Source organism: Pseudarthrobacter sp. rb, assembly GCF_056389225.1.
The window spans coordinates 69060-87816 of the sequence record NZ_JBWJAR010000016.1 but is presented as its reverse complement, the minus strand read 5'-3'; the positions used below and the strand labels follow the sequence as shown (position 1 = coordinate 87816).

General features: G+C 66.7%; 15 protein-coding genes, 1 tRNA gene and 1 pseudogene. 11 read left to right on the top strand and 6 right to left on the bottom strand.

Features of this window, described 5'->3' with window-relative positions; genetic code table 11:
- Nucleotides 1-72 precede the first annotated feature (72 nt).
- The 3 genes from prpB to ACWRN3_RS18195 are packed head-to-tail and all read right to left on the bottom strand — an operon-like array spanning nt 73 to nt 3144.
- Nucleotides 73-975 (bottom strand): methylisocitrate lyase, encoded by a 903-nt coding sequence (gene prpB, locus ACWRN3_RS18205; protein WP_255175099.1) that lies wholly within the window; start codon nt 973-975, stop codon nt 73-75.
- A complete protein-coding gene (locus ACWRN3_RS18200; RefSeq protein WP_476741498.1) occupies nt 975-2495 on the bottom strand; it encodes an MmgE/PrpD family protein in 1521 nt (506 codons plus the stop codon). Before ACWRN3_RS18200 ends, prpB begins: the two co-directional genes overlap by 1 nt.
- Nucleotides 2488-3144, bottom strand: a complete 657-nt coding sequence (locus tag ACWRN3_RS18195; RefSeq protein ID WP_476741497.1) for a GntR family transcriptional regulator — start codon at nt 3142-3144, stop codon at nt 2488-2490. Before ACWRN3_RS18195 ends, ACWRN3_RS18200 begins: the two co-directional genes overlap by 8 nt.
- A 173-nt stretch (nt 3145-3317) precedes the next feature.
- Between ACWRN3_RS18195 and ACWRN3_RS18190 the strand changes: the two genes are divergently transcribed.
- Nucleotides 3318-5222 carry a propionyl-CoA synthetase gene (locus tag ACWRN3_RS18190; protein ID WP_324645252.1) on the top strand — a complete coding sequence of 635 codons (1905 nt, stop codon included), beginning with the start codon at nt 3318-3320 and terminating at the stop codon, nt 5220-5222.
- Nucleotides 5223-5283: 61 nt separating this feature from the next.
- Here ACWRN3_RS18190 and ACWRN3_RS18185 read toward each other — a convergent pair whose 3' ends face one another.
- Entirely contained in the window at nt 5284-5997 is a 714-nt protein-coding gene (locus tag ACWRN3_RS18185; protein ID WP_255175102.1) for a response regulator, read from the bottom strand.
- On the bottom strand, nt 5994-7628 hold the full coding sequence (locus ACWRN3_RS18180) for a sensor histidine kinase (RefSeq protein ID WP_476741496.1): 1635 nt from the start codon (nt 7626-7628) through the stop codon (nt 5994-5996). Before ACWRN3_RS18180 ends, ACWRN3_RS18185 begins: the two co-directional genes overlap by 4 nt.
- A gap of 159 nt (nt 7629-7787) precedes the next feature.
- On the opposite strand from ACWRN3_RS18180, the gene ACWRN3_RS18175 reads away from it, so the two are divergent.
- The 10 genes and pseudogenes from ACWRN3_RS18175 to ACWRN3_RS18130 all read left to right on the top strand — a co-directional run bounded on the left by ACWRN3_RS18175 (nt 7788) and on the right by ACWRN3_RS18130 (nt 17411).
- On the top strand, nt 7788-9131 hold the full coding sequence (locus tag ACWRN3_RS18175; protein WP_255175104.1) for a cation:dicarboxylate symporter family transporter: 1344 nt from the start codon (nt 7788-7790) through the stop codon (nt 9129-9131).
- Between the two features lie 231 nt (nt 9132-9362).
- Nucleotides 9363-10262: a ParA family protein gene (locus ACWRN3_RS18170; protein ID WP_079597205.1), complete on the top strand. Its 900-nt coding sequence runs from the start codon at nt 9363-9365 to the stop codon at nt 10260-10262.
- Between the two features lie 7 nt (nt 10263-10269).
- Entirely contained in the window at nt 10270-11085 is an 816-nt protein-coding gene (locus ACWRN3_RS18165; RefSeq protein ID WP_476741495.1) for a segregation and condensation protein A, read from the top strand.
- Nucleotides 11086-11183: 98 nt separating this feature from the next.
- Nucleotides 11184-11768, top strand: a complete 585-nt coding sequence (gene scpB, locus ACWRN3_RS18160; RefSeq protein ID WP_476741510.1) for an SMC-Scp complex subunit ScpB — start codon at nt 11184-11186, stop codon at nt 11766-11768.
- Between the two features lie 127 nt (nt 11769-11895).
- Nucleotides 11896-13104 carry a pseudouridine synthase gene (locus tag ACWRN3_RS18155; RefSeq protein ID WP_324644738.1) on the top strand — a complete coding sequence of 403 codons (1209 nt, stop codon included), beginning with the start codon at nt 11896-11898 and terminating at the stop codon, nt 13102-13104.
- Nucleotides 13105-13107: 3 nt separating this feature from the next.
- Nucleotides 13108-14217: a prephenate dehydrogenase gene (locus ACWRN3_RS18150; protein WP_476741494.1), complete on the top strand. Its 1110-nt coding sequence runs from the start codon at nt 13108-13110 to the stop codon at nt 14215-14217.
- Nucleotides 14217-14930, top strand: a complete 714-nt coding sequence (cmk, locus tag ACWRN3_RS18145) for a (d)CMP kinase (RefSeq protein ID WP_440171901.1) — start codon at nt 14217-14219, stop codon at nt 14928-14930. Before ACWRN3_RS18150 ends, cmk begins: the two co-directional genes overlap by 1 nt.
- Nucleotides 14923-15640 (top strand): annotated as a pseudogene (locus tag ACWRN3_RS18140) (lysophospholipid acyltransferase family protein). The gene cmk and the pseudogene ACWRN3_RS18140 overlap by 8 nt, the downstream one beginning before the upstream one ends.
- Nucleotides 15641-15650: 10 nt before the next feature.
- Nucleotides 15651-17198, top strand: coding sequence for a ribosome biogenesis GTPase Der (der, locus tag ACWRN3_RS18135; RefSeq protein WP_255175112.1), 1548 nt, complete (start codon nt 15651-15653; stop codon nt 17196-17198).
- A gap of 136 nt (nt 17199-17334) precedes the next feature.
- Nucleotides 17335-17411 (top strand) — tRNA-Pro (locus tag ACWRN3_RS18130).
- A gap of 159 nt (nt 17412-17570) precedes the next feature.
- On the opposite strand, the gene ACWRN3_RS18125 is transcribed toward ACWRN3_RS18130, so the two are convergent.
- Nucleotides 17571-18757, bottom strand: a 1187-nt coding sequence (locus tag ACWRN3_RS18125; RefSeq protein ID WP_476741493.1) for a polysaccharide deacetylase family protein, incomplete at its 5' end; no start/stop codon positions are given.

Sequence of the window (18757 nt, the reverse complement as noted above, 5' to 3'; positions counted from 1 at the left end):
TGTTCCCAAGGCCTTGCTCCAAAGGCCCTGTCCGGCAGATGCCGGCGTCCGGCGTGGTGTGCGGGCGGGATGTCAGCTTCCGGGGATCCGGAAATTGAACACCCCGGTGTCAAAGTGGTTGTAGGCCTCATAGTCAACGAGGTCGTAGAGCCGGGCACGGGTCAGCATGCTTGGAACCTGTGCCTCCTGGGTGCCGTCGGATTTGATCGATTCCAGAGTACGCTCAGCAGCGCCCATGGCACTACGGAGCAGCGTCACCGGGTAGATGACCATGTTGACGCCCACGCCCGCCAGTTCATCCACGGTGAAGAGTGCGCTCTTGCCGAACTCGGTCATGTTGGCCAGGATCGGCACGTCCACCGCGTCCCGGATGGCCTTGAACTCGCCCAGGTCCTTCATGGCCTCGGGGAAGATTGCATCCGCGCCGGCTTCAACCAGGGCTTTGGCTCGCTGCTGCGCCGCCTCCAGCCCATCGGTGGCCCGGATGTCGGTGCGGGCCATGATGAGGAAGTTTGGGTCGCGGCGGGCGTCGGCGGCGGCCCTGATCCGCTTGGTGGCGGTGTCCAGGTCGACCACGTTCTTGCCGTCCAGATGGCCGCAGCGCTTGGGGTTGAACTGGTCTTCGATGTGGCATCCGGCCAGGCCGGCGTTCTCCAGCTCCTGCACGGTGCGGGCCACGTTCATCGGTTCACCGAAGCCGGTGTCGGCGTCGACGATCGAGGGCAGGTCCGTCATGCGGGCGATCTGCCCCGCCCGGGTGGCCACCTCGGTCAGCGTGGTCAGGCCGATGTCCGGCAGGCCCAGGTCGTTCGCCAGGACGGCGCCGGAGATGTAGACGCCGGCGAAACCCTTCTCCTCGATCAGCCGGGCGGACAGCGGGTTGAATGCGCCCGGGAACTGCTGGATGGTCCCGGAAGACAGCAGCTCCCGGAACCGGATCCGCTTCTGCTCCGGGGTGGTCTTCGAATACAGCATCAGAAGAGTCCCTTCGGTGCCGCCGCCAGGTCGATGACGCCGGGGGCGGCGGTGATGTTGAGCTGGTCCAGCTCACCGGCGGCGAGCTCGGGGAGGCGTTCGACGGCGGCCAGGAACCTTTCGATCTCGGCTTCCTCCACCAGCCCCGCGGCGAGGGTGCGGAACTTGTTGACGTACTGCTCGCGGGCGAACGGCCGGGCGCCGAGGGGGTGGGCGTCGGCGACGGCGATCTGGTCGGTGATGACGGTACCGTCCTTGAGCGTGATCTCCACCGAGCCGCCGAAAGCCTTCTCGGCAATGTCGAGGGAGTGGTAGCGGCGGGTCCATTCCGGATCCTCCACCGTGGTGACCTTGTGCCACAGCTCCACGGTGTCCGGGCGTGCGGCGCGGGCCGGGGCGTAGGAGTCCACGTGGTGCCAGGCGCCGTCCTGCAGGGCGACCGTGAAGATGTAGGGGATGGAGTGGTCCAGGGTTTCCCGGCTGGCGGTGGGGCTGTACTTTTGGGGGTCGTTGGCGCCGGAGCCGATCACGTAGTGGGTGTGGTGGCTGGTCTTGATCAGCACGGATTCGACGTTGGCCGGGTCGGTCACCTCGGGGTGTTCCCGGTGGAGCTTGCGGGCCAGGTCGATCCAGGCCTGCGCCTGGTATTCGGCGGAGTGTTCCTTGGTGTAGGTGTCCAGGATGGCACGCTTGGCTTCGCCCGGAGTGGGGAGCGGGACCATGTAGGACGCGTCCGGACCGTCAAGCATCCAGGCGATGACGCCGTCTTCGCCTTCGTAGATCGGCACGGGTGAGGTCTGGCCGCGCATGGCCCGGTCCGCGGACTCGATGGCCATCTTGCCGGCAAACGCCGGGGCATGGGCCTTCCAGGTGGAGATCTCGCCCTTGCGGGACTGCCGGGTTGCGGTGGTGGTGTGCAGTGCCTGCCCGACCGACTGGAAAATGGTCTCGACGTCGAGGCCCAGCAGGGTGCCGATGCCGGCGGCGGCCGAGGGACCCAAGTGGGCTACGTGGTCGATCTTGTGCTTGTGCAGGCAGATGGCCTTGACCAGGTTGACCTGGATCTCATAGCCGGTGGCGATGCCGCGGATGAGGTCGTGCCCGCTGGCCCCAACGTGCTGGGCCACGGCGAGGATCGGGGGAATGTTGTCACCGGGGTGGGAGTAGTCGGCGGCGAGGAACGTGTCGTGGTAGTCGAGTTCCCGTACAGCCACGCCGTTGGCCCAGGCAGCCCATTCCGGTGCAACCCGTTCCTCGATGCCGAAGACCTTGGAGCCCTTGCCGCCGGTGCTGGGACCATGGGTGAGCGCCTGGGCCCGGGCTGCGACGATCGGGGCGCGGTTCAGGGAAGCAATGGCCACCGAGGCGTTGTCGATGACGCGGTTGATGACCATGTCAGTGACTTCGTCGGAGACGGCCACGGGATCGGCGGCGACCTGGGCGATCTTGTAGGCGAGCTGGTCCTCGCGGGGCAGGTTCTCTTCGCTCTTGTAGACGCGGACGTGGTGTTCCTTAACCATGGTGCTCCTTCGGATGGGATGCGTGGGTTGCTTTGACGTGGGAGAGGCTTCGGTGCAGGTGGACGATCGTCGCCGCCTCGGCGAGCTTCGGGTTGCCTGCCGCGATGGCCTCGGCGATGGCGGCGTGTTCGGCTGCTGCGGCGGTGAGGCGGCGGGCGTCGTCCGCTGCGAGCCGGCGGATCCGGACCAGGTGCACGCGCAGGCTTCGCATGGCCTGGGCCAGGTAGGAGTTGGAGATGGCGGCGTCGATGGCTGCGTCCAGCCTGCCCACCAGTTCGTAATAGTCATGCAGGGCGGGGTCCCCGCCGCTGATCAGCGCGGGGGCATTGAGCAGTTCGCGCTGCAGGTGCTCGAACGTGGCAGCGTCACCGCGCCGGGCGGCCAGGGCGGCGGCCTTGCCCTCAAGGGTTTCGCGCAGTTCGAACAGTTCGTCGATGTCCTCGAGGGAGATGTCGGTGACCACGACGCCGCGGCCGCCCGCCGTCGTCAGCCCTTCCGCCGTCAGGCGGCCCAGTGCTTCGCGGAGGGGCGTGCGCGACACACCAAGGCGTTCGGACTGTTCCACCTCGGCCAGGACGGTACCGGGAGCGAGGCGCCATTCGATGATGTCGTCCCGCAGGGCCGCGTAGGCCTTGTCGCTGGCGCGCATGCTGCTCTCCTTCCTCGGTGACAGCATCAGTGTATACACAACCGGGAGCAGATAACAGCAATACGGGCAAATCTTTGCACTCCAGCAAAAGTTTGTATACATAGCCCTTGTGGCTGGCACACTCTGCCCGCTACCATGAGCTGCATCACAACGTCGTGGACGGGATACCCCTCATGGTCACCAAAAGCTACCGGGACAGCTACCAGCGCAGCCTCGAACAGCCCGAAGATTTTTGGCTGGAGGCAGCGCAGAAGATTTCCTGGACCTCTCCACCGGGCCGGGCCCTGGACTCCAGCCGGGCACCGCTTTACAGCTGGTTCCCCGACGGCGCCCTGAATACCTGCTACAACGCGCTGGACCGGCACGTCGCCGAGGGCCGCGGAGGGCAGGATGCCCTCATCCATGACTCCGCCATGCTGGGTACACAGCAGCGCTACACCTACGCGGAACTGACGGACCTCGTGGCCCGCTTTGCCGGCGTGCTGCGGCGCCACGGCGTTGGCAAGGGCGACCGCGTGGTGATCTACATGCCCATGATCCCGGAAGCCGCCATCGCCATGCTGGCCACTGCCCGGCTGGGCGCGGTCCACTCGGTGGTCTTTGGCGGCTTCGCGCCCAAGGAGCTCGCCGCGCGCATCCGCGATGCCGCCCCCGCCGCCGTGGTCACAGCCTCCGGCGGGATCGAGCCGGCCCGGCGCATCGAATACCTGCCGGCGGTCGCGGAGGCCCTCGGGCTGGCCGGCGCGCCCGGCATTCCCGTGGTGGTCAAGGCGCGCGACGGCTTCGCGTCGGCGGCCGGGGACCATGCTGGGTGGCTGGACTGGGATTCGGCCATGGCTTCGGCCGACCCCGTGGCCCCTGTCGCCGTGCAGGCCACGGACCCGCTGTATATCCTCTACACCTCCGGAACAACGGGCGCGCCCAAGGGCGTGGTGCGGGACAACGGAGGGCACGCCGTCGCCCTGCGCTGGACGCTGGAAAACATTTACGGCATCGGCCCCGGCGACGTGATGTGGACGGCGTCCGACGTTGGCTGGGTGGTGGGGCACTCATACATCGTTTATGGTCCGTTGCTGGCCGGAGCCACCACCGTGATGTACGAGGGCAAACCGGTGGGCACTCCCGACGCCGGGGCGTTCTGGCGCGTGGTCCAGGACCATAAGGTCAACGTGCTGTTCACCGCTCCCACGGCACTGCGGGCCATCCGCAAGGCCGATCCGGAGGCATCGTTGCTGCAAAACTACGACGTCTCCAGCCTGCGGACGCTGTTCGCCGCCGGCGAGCGGCTGGACACGGACACGTTCCATTGGGCATCCCGGGTTTTGGGCGTGCCCGTGGTGGACCACTGGTGGCAGACCGAGACAGGTTGGGCCATTTGCGCCAATCCGCGTGGACTGGAGCCATTGCCCATCAAAGCCGGCTCCCCGAGCGTTCCGATGCCCGGGTTCCGGCTGCGGATCCTCGACGGCGCGGGCGGGGAAGTGGAGCCCGGCACCGAAGGCAACATCGTCCTGGAGCTGCCGTTACCGCCGGGCACCCTCACCACCCTGTGGGGAAACGATGAACGCTTCATCTCGTCCTACCTGCAAGCCTTCGAGGGGTGCTACGCAACGGGCGATTCGGGCTACCGCGACGAGGACGGGTACCTGTTCGTCATGGGCCGCACCGACGACATCATCAATGTTGCCGGACACCGGCTGTCCACCGGCGCCATGGAGCAGGTGATCGGCCAGCACCCGGCGGTTGCCGAGTGCGCCGTGATCGGCCTCGCCGACCCCCTCAAGGGCCAGCGCCCCAGCGGCTACGTGGTGCTCAAATCCGGCGTCGACATCCCCGAAGACGTCCTGGCCAAGGATCTTGTGGCACTGGTCCGGCGGGACATTGGTGCGGTTGCGGACTTCAAGCATGTGACGGTGGTGGACGCGCTGCCCAAGACCCGGTCGGGGAAGATCCTCCGCAAGACCATGCGCCAGATCGCAGACGGCGAGGAGTACACGGTGCCCTCCACCATTGAGGATCCCGGGGTCATTGACCAGCTGATCGGCGCCCTTCGGGTGGGCGGGGCAGAAGCGCGCTGACGGTCAAGGCGGGGCGTCCAGCCTTCGCACGTACAACCCCCGCACGTTCAACCCCGGCGCGTCAGCGCGCGTTCCAGCGGTACTCGTTCTCCGGCCTCCCCGGGGTGCCGTAGCGGGCGGTCCGGGAAACGGTGCCGGCGTCGGCAAGGTATTCCAGATAGCGCCGCGCAGTTACCCGGGACATGCCCAGGGCATCCATGACCTCGGTGGCGGACACTGCCTCGGGCTGCCGGCGCAGGAACTCCTGGACCGAGCCGAGCGTCGAGGTGGACAGGCCCTTGGGAAGCGGAAGTTCGGACGGCGCACGGAGGCTCGCAAAAGCCTGGTCCACCTCGCTTTGTGAGGCACCCCCCTTGCCCGGACCGCCGTGGGAACCCGCCAGCTGCTGCCGGAACTGGCGGTAGTTTTCCAGCTTGTCCGAGAACGTAGCGAACGTGAAGGGCTTGATCAGGTACTGGACCACGCCGATGGCGACGGCGCTGCGGACGATTGCCAGCTCGCGCACGGCGGTGATGGCGATGATGTCCGCGAGGATCCCGGCGGAGCGCATGCGCCGGGCGATGTCCAGGCCATGCAGGTCGGGCAGGTTCATATCCAGCAGGACCAGTTCCACCGGCTCTCCCGCAGCCACGAATTCATTGAGGAGCCGCAGGGCGGACTGGCCATCGGGTGCAGTCCCCGCGAGCTCAAACCCTTCCAGCCGCCCCACGTACGCGGCATGGGCCGCGGAAGCGATGGCCTCGTCTTCGACGACGAGGACCCGGATGTTGCTCACTGTCTGTGCTCCTTATCCGCGGACAACGCCGCAGGCAGGAATACTTCGAACTTGGCGCCGCGCCGGCCGTTAATGGCCAGCGTACCGCCCAAACGCTGCACAGCCTGCCGGACCAGCGCCAGTCCAATGCCCCGGCCCCCCATCCCCGCGGGCTTGGTGCTGAATCCATGCCGGAAGATCTTTTCCGAGTCCGCAGGGTCGATGGCCGCCCCGGAATCGTTGACGGCCATGTCCAGTCCTTCCTCGTCCGCCTCCAGCGTCAGCACCACCCGCCGCGGAGGGGGTGCGTCGGCAGCAGCATCAATCGCGTTGTCCAGCAGGTTGCCCAGGATAGTCACCAAGTCCTGGACGGCCACCCCGGGTGCGGCGCCGGATCCGAGGGTGGAAACATCCAGTTGGACGCCGCGCTCGTGGGCCTCGGCCACCTTGCCCATGACCAGCGCGCCCACCACCGGTTCATCAATCGAGCTCACCATGTCGTCCGTCAGTTGCTGGCTCATGGCCAGGTCCTGGGTGGCGAAATCGAGGGCTTCGCCTGTCCGGCCAAGCTCCAGGAGCGAGACCATGGTGTGGAGCCGGTTGGCGTGTTCGTGGGTCTGGGCCCGCAGCGCGTCCGAAAGGGTCCGCATGGTCTGCAATTCGTTGCCCAGTGCCTCGATTTCCGTCCGGTCCCTGAGCGTGGCCACTGTTCCGTACACGGGGACCTTCCCTCGCGCCCCGGGGGACTCGGGGCCCCGGGCCGGCCCCTGGTTGACCACCAGCACGCGGGAGCCGGTCAGCACCATCTCGTCCTTGGTGGTGCGTCCCGAATCGAACAGGCTGCGCAGCTCGCTGTCCAGGGGGAGGTCTGCCAGGGATGGGGGCCGCGTGGGATCGTTGCTGCCTGTTTCGGCCAGGCCCAGCAGCTCGGCAGCCTGGTCGTTGTACATCACCACGCGCTTTTTGGCATCGATGAGGATCAGCCCTTCGCGCACCGAGTGCAGGACTGATTCGTAGTAAGTGAACAACTGCGCCAGCTGTTCGGGCCCCCAGCCGCGCGTCACCCGTCGCAGATACCTGCCAAGCAGCCACGACGCAAGGGATCCGCCCACCAGCAGGGCGATGCCGACGGCGAGCAGGACCGGCAGGCGGCCGGTGAAGGCCACGTCCACGCTGCGGACGGTTACACCCGCCGCCACCAGCGCCTTCACGGTCCCTTGGGCGTCCTTGACAGGAACGATGGTCCGGACCGAGGGGCCCAGGGTGCCGGCGGTGACTTCGGTGAAGGCCCGGCCCTGCAATGCAGCGTCGATGGAGCCGATGTACGGGCGGCCCAGTTCCTCGTCCCGCGGATGCGTCCAACGGGTCCGGTCAGGAGCCATGATGGTGATGAAATCGATGTGGGCAGCGCTGGTGACGTCCTTGGCGTAAGGCTGCAGCAGGGCGGACGGGTCCGGCGTGGCAGCGGCCTGGAGCACCAGGGGATTGGCGGCGATGGAGGCAGCCACTCCTTCCATGCGGCGCCCCGCTTCGTCATACGTACGGTCCCGGGCGTCCACGTAGGCCGCAGTCCCCACAATGGCGATGAAGGATACGACGATCAGCAGGTTCGCCAGGAAGAGCCGGCGGGCGATACTCCAGCGGTGGATCATGCCTGCCTCCTTCAGAACCCCGGGGGTGCCGCGACCAATATGAACGCAACGGTGAGCTGGATCACGGGGTGCCCAATGATGGATATCACATTGCACGGACGTGTTGAGCCCAGAGACTGCGCCGCAGCGTCTATCAGAATATCCACAAGGAGACACATCATGGCTTCTCAACGAGGAGAGTCGCTCGAGACCGCGACGCCGCGGCGCAAGGGACTGGACAAGTCCCACTACCTTTACATTGCCGTTATCGCCGCCGTCGTCCTCGGCGCGGTGGTTGGCCTGCTCTTCCCGGAGGTGGGCAAGTCCCTCAAGCCCCTGGGAGACGGGTTCGTCAAGCTCATCAAGATGATGATCGCACCGGTCATCTTCTGCACCATCGTCCTGGGCATTGGATCCATCGCCAAGGCAGCCACCGTCGGCAAGGTGGGCGGCCTCGCGCTGGGCTACTTCATCATCATGTCCACCTTCGCGCTGGCCATCGGCCTGGTGGTGGGCAACATCATCCACCCCGGCGAAGGCCTGAAGCTGACGCCCTACGACCCCAACAAGAAGGCCGCCACTGACAGCACCGTGGACTTCCTGATGGGCATTATCCCGGGTGACATCCCTGTCCTGCCCACCCTGCTGGCCGCCATCCTGGTGGGCTTCGCCCTGCAGAAGATGGGCACGCAGGGGACCCCCATCCTCAAGGCCATCGGCCACGCCCAGGGCCTCGTCTTCCGCATCCTCATCATGATCATGTGGCTCGCTCCGATTGGTGCCTTCGGCGCCATCGCCGCCGTCGTCGGTGCAACCGGCGTCCAGGCCATCGTGAGCATGTTCACCCTGATGATCGCCTTCTACATCACCTGCGCACTGTTCATCGTGGTCATCCTGGGCGGCCTCCTCCAGGTCGTTGCCGGCGTGAACATCTTCAAGCTGATGAAGTACCTGGCCCGCGAGTACCTCATCATCTTCTCCACCTCCTCCTCGGAAGCGGCACTGCCCCGCCTGATCGCCAAGATGGAACACCTCGGCGTTTCCAAGCCGGTTGTGGGCGTCACCGTTCCCACGGGCTACTCCTTCAACCTGGACGGAACGGCCATCTACCTGACCATGGCGTCCCTCTTCGTGGCCAACGCCATGGGGACCCCGCTTGACCTCGGCGCCCAGATCTCCCTGCTGGTCTTCATGATCATCGCCTCCAAGGGTGCCGCCGGCGTGACCGGCGCCGGCCTGGCAACCCTCGCAGCAGGCCTGCAGGCACACCGTCCCGAGCTGCTGGGCGGCGTGGGCATGATTGTGGGAATCGACCGGTTCATGTCCGAGGCCCGCGCCCTGACCAACTTCACTGGCAACGCCGTGGCCACGGTCCTGGTGGGCACCTGGGTCAAGGAGATCGACGGCGGCCAGGTTGCCCGCGTCCTCTCCGGCGAAGTCCCCTTCGACGAGCAGACCATGATCGCCGGCCACGGCGAGATGGCACCGAAGGAAGAAGGCGCACGCGAGGCCGCCAAGGCCTAGCTTCTGTCCCAAAGGATACGTAAAACCGCCCCTGCAGCCCTGCTGCGGGGGCGGTTTTGCGTTGCCCTGCAGCTCAACCTTCGACCTCAGCTAGAGGGTCAAGGCTCAACATTCGCGGAAAGTCAAGTTCCGTCGAATACCGTGTCGGGCGCTGTAACCTAGGGAGCAGAACGAACGGCGCTGGTCAGCCAGCGGCAGGAAATCACCGTCATCGAAAGTGTGGACAGATACGTGAGCAGCGAACAGGGTTCAGCAACTCTGGAGGGCACGGAATTCGACCTGGAAAACGCGGTGATGGGCCCCACGGGTCGCCCATACCGCGAGTTCCCGGAACCCGCGCCGCTGTCCTCCCACGGTCCGGCCCGCGTCATCGCCATGGTCAACCAGAAGGGCGGCGTCGGGAAGACCACCTCCACCATTAACCTGGCTGCGGCACTCGCCGAATACGGCCGGCGTGTCCTGCTGGTGGACTTCGACCCCCAGGGTGCGCTGTCGGCGGGCCTGGGCGTGAACCCGCACGAACTCGACCTCACCGTGTACAACGTCCTGATGGACCGCAAGGTGGACATCCGCGACGCCATCCACCAGACCGGCGTCGAGAACGTCGACCTGCTGCCGGCCAACATCGACCTCTCCGCGGCGGAAGTGCAGCTGGTGAACGAGGTGGCGCGCGAACAGGTCCTGGACCGTGCGCTGAAGAAGGTCGAAGACGACTACGACGTCGTCCTCATCGACTGCCAGCCGTCCCTGGGCCTCCTGACCGTCAACGCCCTCACCGCGGCCCATGGCGTCATCATCCCGCTCATCTGCGAGTTCTTCGCGCTCCGCGCCGTGGCCCTCCTCGTTGAAACCATCGACAAGGTCCAGGACAGGCTGAACCCGCGGCTGCAGGTGGACGGCGTGCTGGCCACCATGTACGACGCACGCACGCTGCACAGCCGCGAAGTGATCACCCGGCTGGTGGAGGCGTTCGGGGACAAGGTCTTTGAAACCGTGATCAAGCGCTCCATCAAGTTCGCGGATGCCACCGTGGCTGCGGAGCCCATCACCAGCTACGCCGGAAACCATGTGGGTGCTGACGCCTACCGCCGGCTCGCCAAGGAGCTGATCTCCCGCGGCGGCGCACCCTAACCACGCCGTGGCCGAATCCACACCCGGCTTCGAGGTGCGGCTGGCCAACTTCACGGGTCCGTTCGACCTCCTCCTGGGACTGATCGCCAAGCACCAGCTGGACATCACCGAAGTTGCCATCGCCACGGTCACTGATGAGTTCATCAAGTACATCCGCAGGCTGCAGGAGCTCGGTGAAGAATGGGCCCTGGACGAGGCCAGCGAGTTCCTGGTGATTGCCGCCACCCTGCTTGACCTCAAGGCAGCGCGGCTCCTCCCGGCCGGTGAAGTCGAGGACGACGAGGACATCGCCCTGCTGGAGGCGCGGGACCTCCTGTTTGCCCGGCTGCTACAGTACAAGGCCTTCAAGCAGGTGGCAGGCATCATGGGTGAAACCCTCCACCAGGAAGGCCGCCGCTTTCCACGGCAGGTGGCGCTCGAGGAACATTTCGCAGCCATGCTTCCCGAGCTCGTCTGGAAACATACGCCCCGGCAGTTCGCTGCACTGGCAGAAGCCGCGCTTCGGCCGAAGGTGCCGGCGCAGCCACCGCAGGTTGCCCTCGGCCACCTGCACGGCGGCAATGTCAGCGTCAAGGAGCAGGCCGAAGTGCTGGGCCTCAGGCTCCAGCAGGAGTCACCGCTGACCTTCCGTTCACTGATTGCCGACGCGGAGTCCACACTGGTGGTGGTGGCCCGGTTCCTGGCCCTGCTGGAGTTGTTCCGGGACCGCGCTGTCTCGTTCGACCAGCTCTCCCCGCTGGCGGACCTTGCCATCCACTGGACGGCCGACCGCCGGGACTGGTCGGCGGAAAACCTAAGCGAAGAATTCGAGGAGCAACTGTGAACCCGTCGCAGGAAACGCATCAACAGCAGGCCCAACGGGAGGACGTCGCCGGGCACGGTTCCGAATTCGCAGACCTTCCTGGTGGCGCCAAGGCTGCCCTGGAAGCCGTCCTCATGGTCTTGGACGAGCCGGCAACGGAAGAGGAGCTGGCGGCAGGGGTGGGGCTGACGGTGGACTCGGTCCGCTCCCTGCTGGCAGAACTGCAGCGCGATTATAACGGCTATACTGTTAAAGCCCCGGAGGTGGAGAGTGCCAGCAGCGCTGGCATCGGTTCCAGTCCCCGGGGTTTTGAATTGCGGAACATCGCCGGTGGCTGGCGTATCTACTCCCGCACGGAATTTGCCGACATTGTGGGCAAATACGTGCTTGAGGGGCAGACTGCCAGGCTTACCCAGGCGGCGTTGGAAACACTGGCGGTCATCGCGTACCGCCAGCCCGTTTCCCGGGCGCGCGTGTCTGCAATTCGCGGGGTCAATGTTGACTCTGTCGTACGGACGCTGGCCCAGCGCGGGCTGATCGAGGACGCGGGAACAGATCCCGAGTCCGGCGCAATCCTTTACCGGACTACCTCGTATTTCCTCGAACGGATGGGAATCAGTTCAGTGGAGGACCTGCCCCAACTGTCGCCGCACCTTCCGGGGCTCGACGGGATCGCAGAGTTCTACGACGCCGGGACGATGTAGGCAAGACACCCCTGCCCGCAACAGTCCATCCAGCACGGTTATTAATCAGGGCAGACGAAGTCTGCGCGGCTGGCTAAGGTTGTCCTTGGACATCTCAGCCGGCCAACACACATTTGAAGGACGGGTCATGACACAGGCGGGACGCCAGGGTTCACCACGTAACGGTTCGGGACGCGGCGGGAACGAACGCAACAGTTCACAGCGCAACCCGGCACAGGGCGGCAGCTTCAGCGGGGGCTCCCGCGGGGGAGCAGGCAAGCGTGCCTCGGGATTCGGCGGGGACCGCCCGCACCGTGCCCCCAAGCCGCGCGAAGAGCGCTTCATTGACCCCGATCTCGCAGGGGACCAGCAGGGACGCGGAGCCGAGGCCGCCAGGGGTGCCAAGCCGTCGTCGCGCAAGCCCGCGGCACGCAAGCCCGGTGCCGGGAAAGCTCCCGGAACTCCCGGTGCGCTCAAGCCAAAGCCGCGTACGGGCGCTCCCGGTGCAGCCGCTTCCCGTGCTTTTGGCAGCGAACGCTTTGGCCAGAACCTGGGGCCGGTCCGCAAGCCCGCACGGAAGAAGGGTCCCCGGGGCAACGTTCCCCAGTCCGAACTCCACGATGCCGACGGCGTGCGCCTCCAGAAGGTGATGGCCTCCGCAGGAGTCGCCTCCCGGCGCGTCTGCGAAGAGATGATCGCCGAGGGCCGCGTCGAAGTTGACGGCCAGGTAGTCACCGAACTGGGTGTCCGCGTAGACCCCAAGACTGCCGTGATCCACGTTGACGGGCTGCGGATCCAGCTGGACGAAAACCTGGTCTACATGGTGTTCAACAAGCCCAAGGGCGTGGTGTCCACCATGGAGGACCCCGAGGGCCGGCCCTGCATCAGCGACTTCCTGAAGAACAACAAGAACACCGGGGAACGCCTCTTCCACGTTGGCCGGCTCGACGTCGCCACCGAAGGCCTGCTGCTGCTGACCAACGACGGCGAACTCGCCAACCGGCTCACCCACCCGTCCTACGAGGTTCCCAAGACCTACCTGGTGCAGGTGCGCGGACCGTTCCCGCAGGGCGTCGGCGCCCAGTTGAAGGCCGGCGTCGAGCTGGAGGACGGCTTCGCTTCCGTTGACTCCTTCCGCCTGGTGGACTCCACCCCGGGCCACGTGCTGATTGAGGTTGTGCTCCATTCCGGCAAGAACCGGATTGTCCGGCGCCTCTTCGACGCTGTTGGCTTCCCGGTCCAGCGGCTGGTCCGCGTCAAGGTGGGCCCCATCGGGCTCGGCGACCAGCGCCAGGGCAGTATCCGCAACCTGGGCAAGCAGGAAGTCGGCCACCTGCTGGCATCCGTAGGGCTCTGAGGCATGTCCGCGTTCAAAAGCCAGGGCCGCGGCCACCTGGATGGCCCGGTGGTGGTCATCGGCACCGGGTTGCTGGGCACCAGCATTGGGCTGGGCCTGCGGGGGCGCGGTGTACCCGTGTTCCTTTCGGACCCGTCGCCCACCAACCAAGCGGTGGCCGTGGACATCGGTGCCGGCCGCCCGCTGCCGGAACTGGGCGATACAGCGCCGCAGCTGGTGGTGGTGGCCGCTCCGCCGGACGTCACGGCCGACGTCGTCCTTGCCGCGCTGTCCAACTACCCGGACGCTGTGGTCATCGATATCGCCAGCGTGAAGGCGGACATCCTGGCCCGGCTGCGGGAATCGGGCGTCGACCTTTCCCGCTACGTGGGGACCCACCCCATGGCGGGCCGCGAAAAGTCCGGCCCGGTGGCGGCGCGCGGTGAGCTTTTCACCTCCATGCCCTGGGTGCTCTGCCCCTCGGAGGAGACGTCCGGCGCCGCCCTGCAGGTGGCCCGCTCGCTCGCCTCGGACCTGGGGGCCGTCATCTCCCAGTTCACGGCGGACGAACACGATGAAGCGGTGGCACTGGTCTCGCACCTGCCCCAGGTGATGTCCTCGCTGCTGGCCAGCCGGCTGCAGGGAACTCCGCTGCATGCGCTGTCCCTGGCAGGCAACGGACTGCGCGACGTCACCAGGATCGCGGCCAGCGACCCCACCCTGTGGGTCCAGATCCTCGGGGGCAACGCGGACAAGGTGGTGGAGATCCTCTACGGTGTCCGGGAAGACCTGAACCGGCTGATTGGAACCCTGGAGAACCCCACCGCACCCGGGGCCCGGCTGGACCTCGCGCAGCTGATCAGCGAGGGCAACGCCGGCCAGGCGCGGATCCCCGGGAAACACGGCGGTCCGCCGCAGGCTTACGCGTGGCTTACCGTCCTGGTGGATGACAAGCCTGGCCAGATCGCCCGGCTGCTCACCGAGATCGGGGAGATTGGTGTCAACCTGGAGGACATGCGGCTTGACCACTCGTCGGGCCAAAACGTGGGTATGGTGGAAATCTCCGTGTTGCCGAACAAGCACGACCACTTGATCGAAGCTCTCAACGACCGCGGATGGCGGGTACTTCAGTAATGACACAGGAACTCCTCGAATCCATGCGCGCCCTGCGCATCGGCCGGCCGCTGGTGGTTGCCATCGACGGGCCTTCAGGCTCCGGAAAGTCCAGCGTGAGCAAGGAAGTTGCCCGCAGGCTCCGGCTGGCCTACCTGGACACCGGCGCCATGTACCGTGCCCTGACCTGGTACTGCGTGACCGAAGGCATCGATCTTGAGGACGGCGCGGCGGTGGAGCAGGCATCCAGGGACTTCGTCCTGGAACTGAGCACCAGCCCCCTGGAGGAATATGTCCGGGTGGGCGGCGTGGACGTCACGGACGCCATCCGTGAGCCGGCCATCTCCTCCGCCGTCAGTGCCGTCGCCACCACCCTGGGCGCCCGGACCGAACTGATCCGGCGGCAGCGGGACCTCATCGAAAAGCACCACCGCCGGATGGTGGTGGAAGGCAGGGACATCACCACCGTCGTCGCACCGGGAGCCGAGGTGCGCATGCTCCTCACTGCCAGCGAGGAAGCCCGCCTGCGCCGGCGCGGCATCCAGCTGGGCGGAACGCAGAACGCCGAGCAACTGGCGGCCCAGGTCACGCACCGCGATGCCAAGGACTCCACCGTGGTGAACTTCACCCAGGCCGCTTCCGGGGTGGTGACGCTGGACTCCTCGGACCTCGACTTCGAACAGACCGTGGACGCCGCCCTCGTGATCGTTACCAAGGTCCTGAACCGTGACTGACGCCGGGGCCGGCCTGCCGTCCGGGCTGACCACGGCATGGAGCAGGCCGGTGGGCTGGATCCTTGACCACCTGGTCTACCGGACCACCGTGACCGGCAGGACGAATGTCCCCACCGGCGGACCGGTGATCTTCGCAGGGAACCACATCAGCTTCCTTGACGGGCCGGTGATGTTTGGCGCCGCGCCGCGGCCGATGCACATCCTGGTGAAGCAGGAGATGTTCAAGGGTTTCCTTGGCCGCGTGCTCACCGCGTCCGGGCAGCTGCCCGTGGACCGCCGCGGTGACCGCGCAGCGCTCCAGCGCTGCAAGGACGTGCTCGACGCCGGGCGCTGCGTTGGGATTCTTCCGGAAGGGACGCGGGGGAGCGGCGCAGCAGCGGATATCAACGGTGGGGTGGCCTGGCTGGCGCTGAATTCCGGAGCCCCCGTGGTGCCGGTAGCCATCCTGGGCACCCGCCAGGGCGATGAGCACCTGGACTTCGTTCCACGGCCCGGGCGGCGCTTTCATGTCAGCTTCGGATCGGCCCTGACCCTGGCCCGCCGGGCCGGTGAAACCGGCCGTGCTTCAATGGACAGGGCCGCGCAGGACATACGTGCAGCGCTGGCAGGGCACGTCCAGGACACCATCCAACTCAGCGGGCAGCCCCTGCCCTTCGCTGACCATAAAGACTTGACAGCAGTAGCCGGGGACGCCGGCAGATGACCACTAAGGACAGTGCAATGAGCGACACCACCCAGGCTTCCGGGCACCCCGGCGCCGACGACGAATACACCCCCACCGGCACCGACCAGGTTGCAGAGCGCCTGGCGGCGATCGGCGACGACGAAGCCGAGCTCCGCGCCGCCTCCCTCCGGGCCGGCCTGGAGGACTACGAGCTGGACGAGGACGACGCCGCCCTGCTGAGCGGCGAATACGGCGACGAGGACCTCGAAGGTCCCCTCAAGCTGGACCCCGTCCTGGCCATTATCGGACGTCCGAACGTGGGCAAGTCCACCCTGGTGAACCGTATCCTGGGCCGCCGCGAAGCGGTGGTGGAGGATACTCCGGGCGTGACCCGCGACCGCGTGATGTACTCCGCGAACTGGAATGGGCGCAACTTCACCCTGGTGGACACCGGGGGATGGGAGCACGACGCCCGCGGTATCCACGCCAGGGTCGCTGAGCAGGCTGAGATGGCCGTGGAACTCGCCGACGCCGTCCTTTTCGTGGTGGACTCCGCCGTCGGTGCCACCGCCACGGACGAAGGCGTCATGAAGATGCTGCGCCGCAGCAAGAAGCCGGTCATCATGGTGGCCAACAAAGTGGACGACTTTGCCCAGGAAGCCGACAGCGCAGCACTGTGGGGCCTTGGCTTCGGTGAGCCCTACCCGGTGTCCGCCCTGCACGGGCGCGGCGTGGCCGACCTCCTGGACCACGTCATGGATGTCCTGCCCGAGTTCTCCACCGTTGAAGGCGTGGAACGCTCCGGCGGTCCGCGGCGTATCGCCCTGATCGGCCGCCCGAACGTGGGCAAGTCCTCGCTGCTGAACAAGCTCGCCGGATCCGAGCGCGTGGTGGTGGACAACACCGCCGGCACCACCCGTGATCCCGTGGACGAATTCATCGAACTCGGCGGCCGCACCTGGCGCTTCGTGGACACCGCCGGCATCCGCCGCCGCCAGCACATGGCACAGGGCGCGGACTACTACGCCTCACTCCGGACGCAGGCCGCGCTCGAAAAGGCGGAGGTCGCCGTCGTGCTCCTCGCCGTGGACGAGGTCCTCAGCGAACAGGACGTCCGCATCCTCCAGCTGGCCATCGAGTCCGGCCGCGCCCTTGTCCTGGCCTTCAACAAGTGGGACCTGCTCGACGACGAACGCCGCCGCTACCTCGAGCGCGAAATCGAACAGGACCTGGCACACGTTGACTGGGCGCCGCGGGTCAACATCTCGGCAAAGACCGGCTGGCACAAGGACCGCCTGGTCCCGGCCCTGGACCTGGCACTGGAGAACTGGGACCGGCGCATCCCAACCGGGCGCCTCAACGCCTTCCTGGGCGAGCTGGTCGCCGCACACCCGCACCCGGTCCGCGGCGGCAAGCAGCCCCGTATCCTCTTCGGCACCCAGGCCTCCAGCCGCCCGCCGAAGTTCGTGCTGTTCACCACCGGGTTCCTGGATCCCGGGTACCGCCGGTTCATTACGCGGCGCCTGCGCGAGACCTTCGGATTCGAGGGCACGCCCATCGAGGTGAGCATGCGCGTCCGCGAGAAGCGTGGCCGGAAGCGTTAATTGCGACACACCTTGGGCTGATCACCGGAAAGTGTCACTGGCACCCCTCCGGATCGTGTAAGCTCTTCTAGGTGGTTCGGCCGGACTGCTGATGAAAATCTTCGGGTTTGAGTTCAGCGGAGAACGGCGGAACCAGCGGGCTGTAGCGCAGCTTGGTAGCGCACTTGACTGGGGGTCAAGGGGTCGCAGGTTCAAATCCTGTCAGCCCGACCAAAAAGCGGAAAGCGCCGGAGAATTTCTCCGGCGCTTTCCGCTTTTTTGGGTTCGTGGTGTTTCCTGGCCGCGCACCAACATTCGGACAACCCACCCCGGGAGCCGGAGGTGATTTATCCGGTTGGGGGTGTCCCGGGCGGTGCCGGGCACGGCGGCCAGTCAGCCGAGGGCGGCGTCGAGGGTGACGAAGCCGTAGCCTGCAGCCCGGAGCTGTGAGATCACCTGGGGGAGGGCGGCGGCGTCGAGCGTTGAGCCGTCGTCCGGGTTCGAGCCGAGGTGCATCAGGACGATCTCACCGGGCTGCGCGGAAGCCATGACGCGCTGGACGATAAAGTCCGGGCCGCGCGTTCCGTTCATAGTGCCCTGCCAGCCAAGGGTGTCGACGGTCCACCGGACCGCCGCGTAGCCGGCGCCGTTGACGTCGGCGATTGTGCGCGAATCGCGGGCGCCGAACGGGAAGCGGAAGAACGGGAGCGGGTCGCCTCCTGCGGCCTCGATGGCCCTCTGCGCGCCGCCGATCTCGGCCGCGATCTGGGCATCGGTCAGGGTGGTGAAGTCCGGGTGGGTCATGGAGTGGTTGCCGATTCGATTCCCCGCGTTGTAGATCAGGGCCGGGTCGGAGGGGAACTGGTTGACCCAGTTTCCGGTGAGGAAGAACGTGCCTGGGACCCCGTTGGCTGCGAGGGTGCTGAGGATCGATCGCAGGCCGGCGTCGTTGGCGCCGGCGTCGAACGTGAGCGCGACAACCTTCTGCGTGGTCGGAATGCGCTCGAGGTCCACGCCTAGGAGCGCCGACGGGACGTTGGTGTAGATAACCTCGGTCCTGCCGCTGGCCGCGTGCCACAAGACTGAACCGTGCTGGAAGTCGCTGCGGCGTCCGCCCGTGATGCCATACTCGCCGCTGGTCGGGTAGCCGAGCCGGCTGCGCTCCGAACCGAGGGCCATCCACTGGGCCCGGATGGCTCCGTACACCTCGTGGGCACCTGTGGTGGGCGACCAGTAGATCGATGAACCCGCGTTCGCGCCGCTGAAGTGGTTGTACCGGCCAACCCCGTCAGGGGTTCCGGTCTCGTCGGTGAGTGGGAAGCCCAGGAAGCCGGCGGGGCCGCCGAGGGCGAGGTAGTGTCCGCGGATCGCCCCGCTTACGTCCTTGGCTCCGGTGCCGGGGCTCCAGTAGATGGTCCCTCCGGCGAAGTCGTTGTACCGGCCAGCGGCGCCGGGGGTTCCGGTCTCGTCGGTGAGTGGGAAGCCCAGGAAGCCGGCGGGGCCGCCGAGGGCGAGGTAGTGTCCGCGGATCGCCCCGCTTACGTCCTTGGCTCCGGTGCCGGGGCTCCAGTAGATGGTCC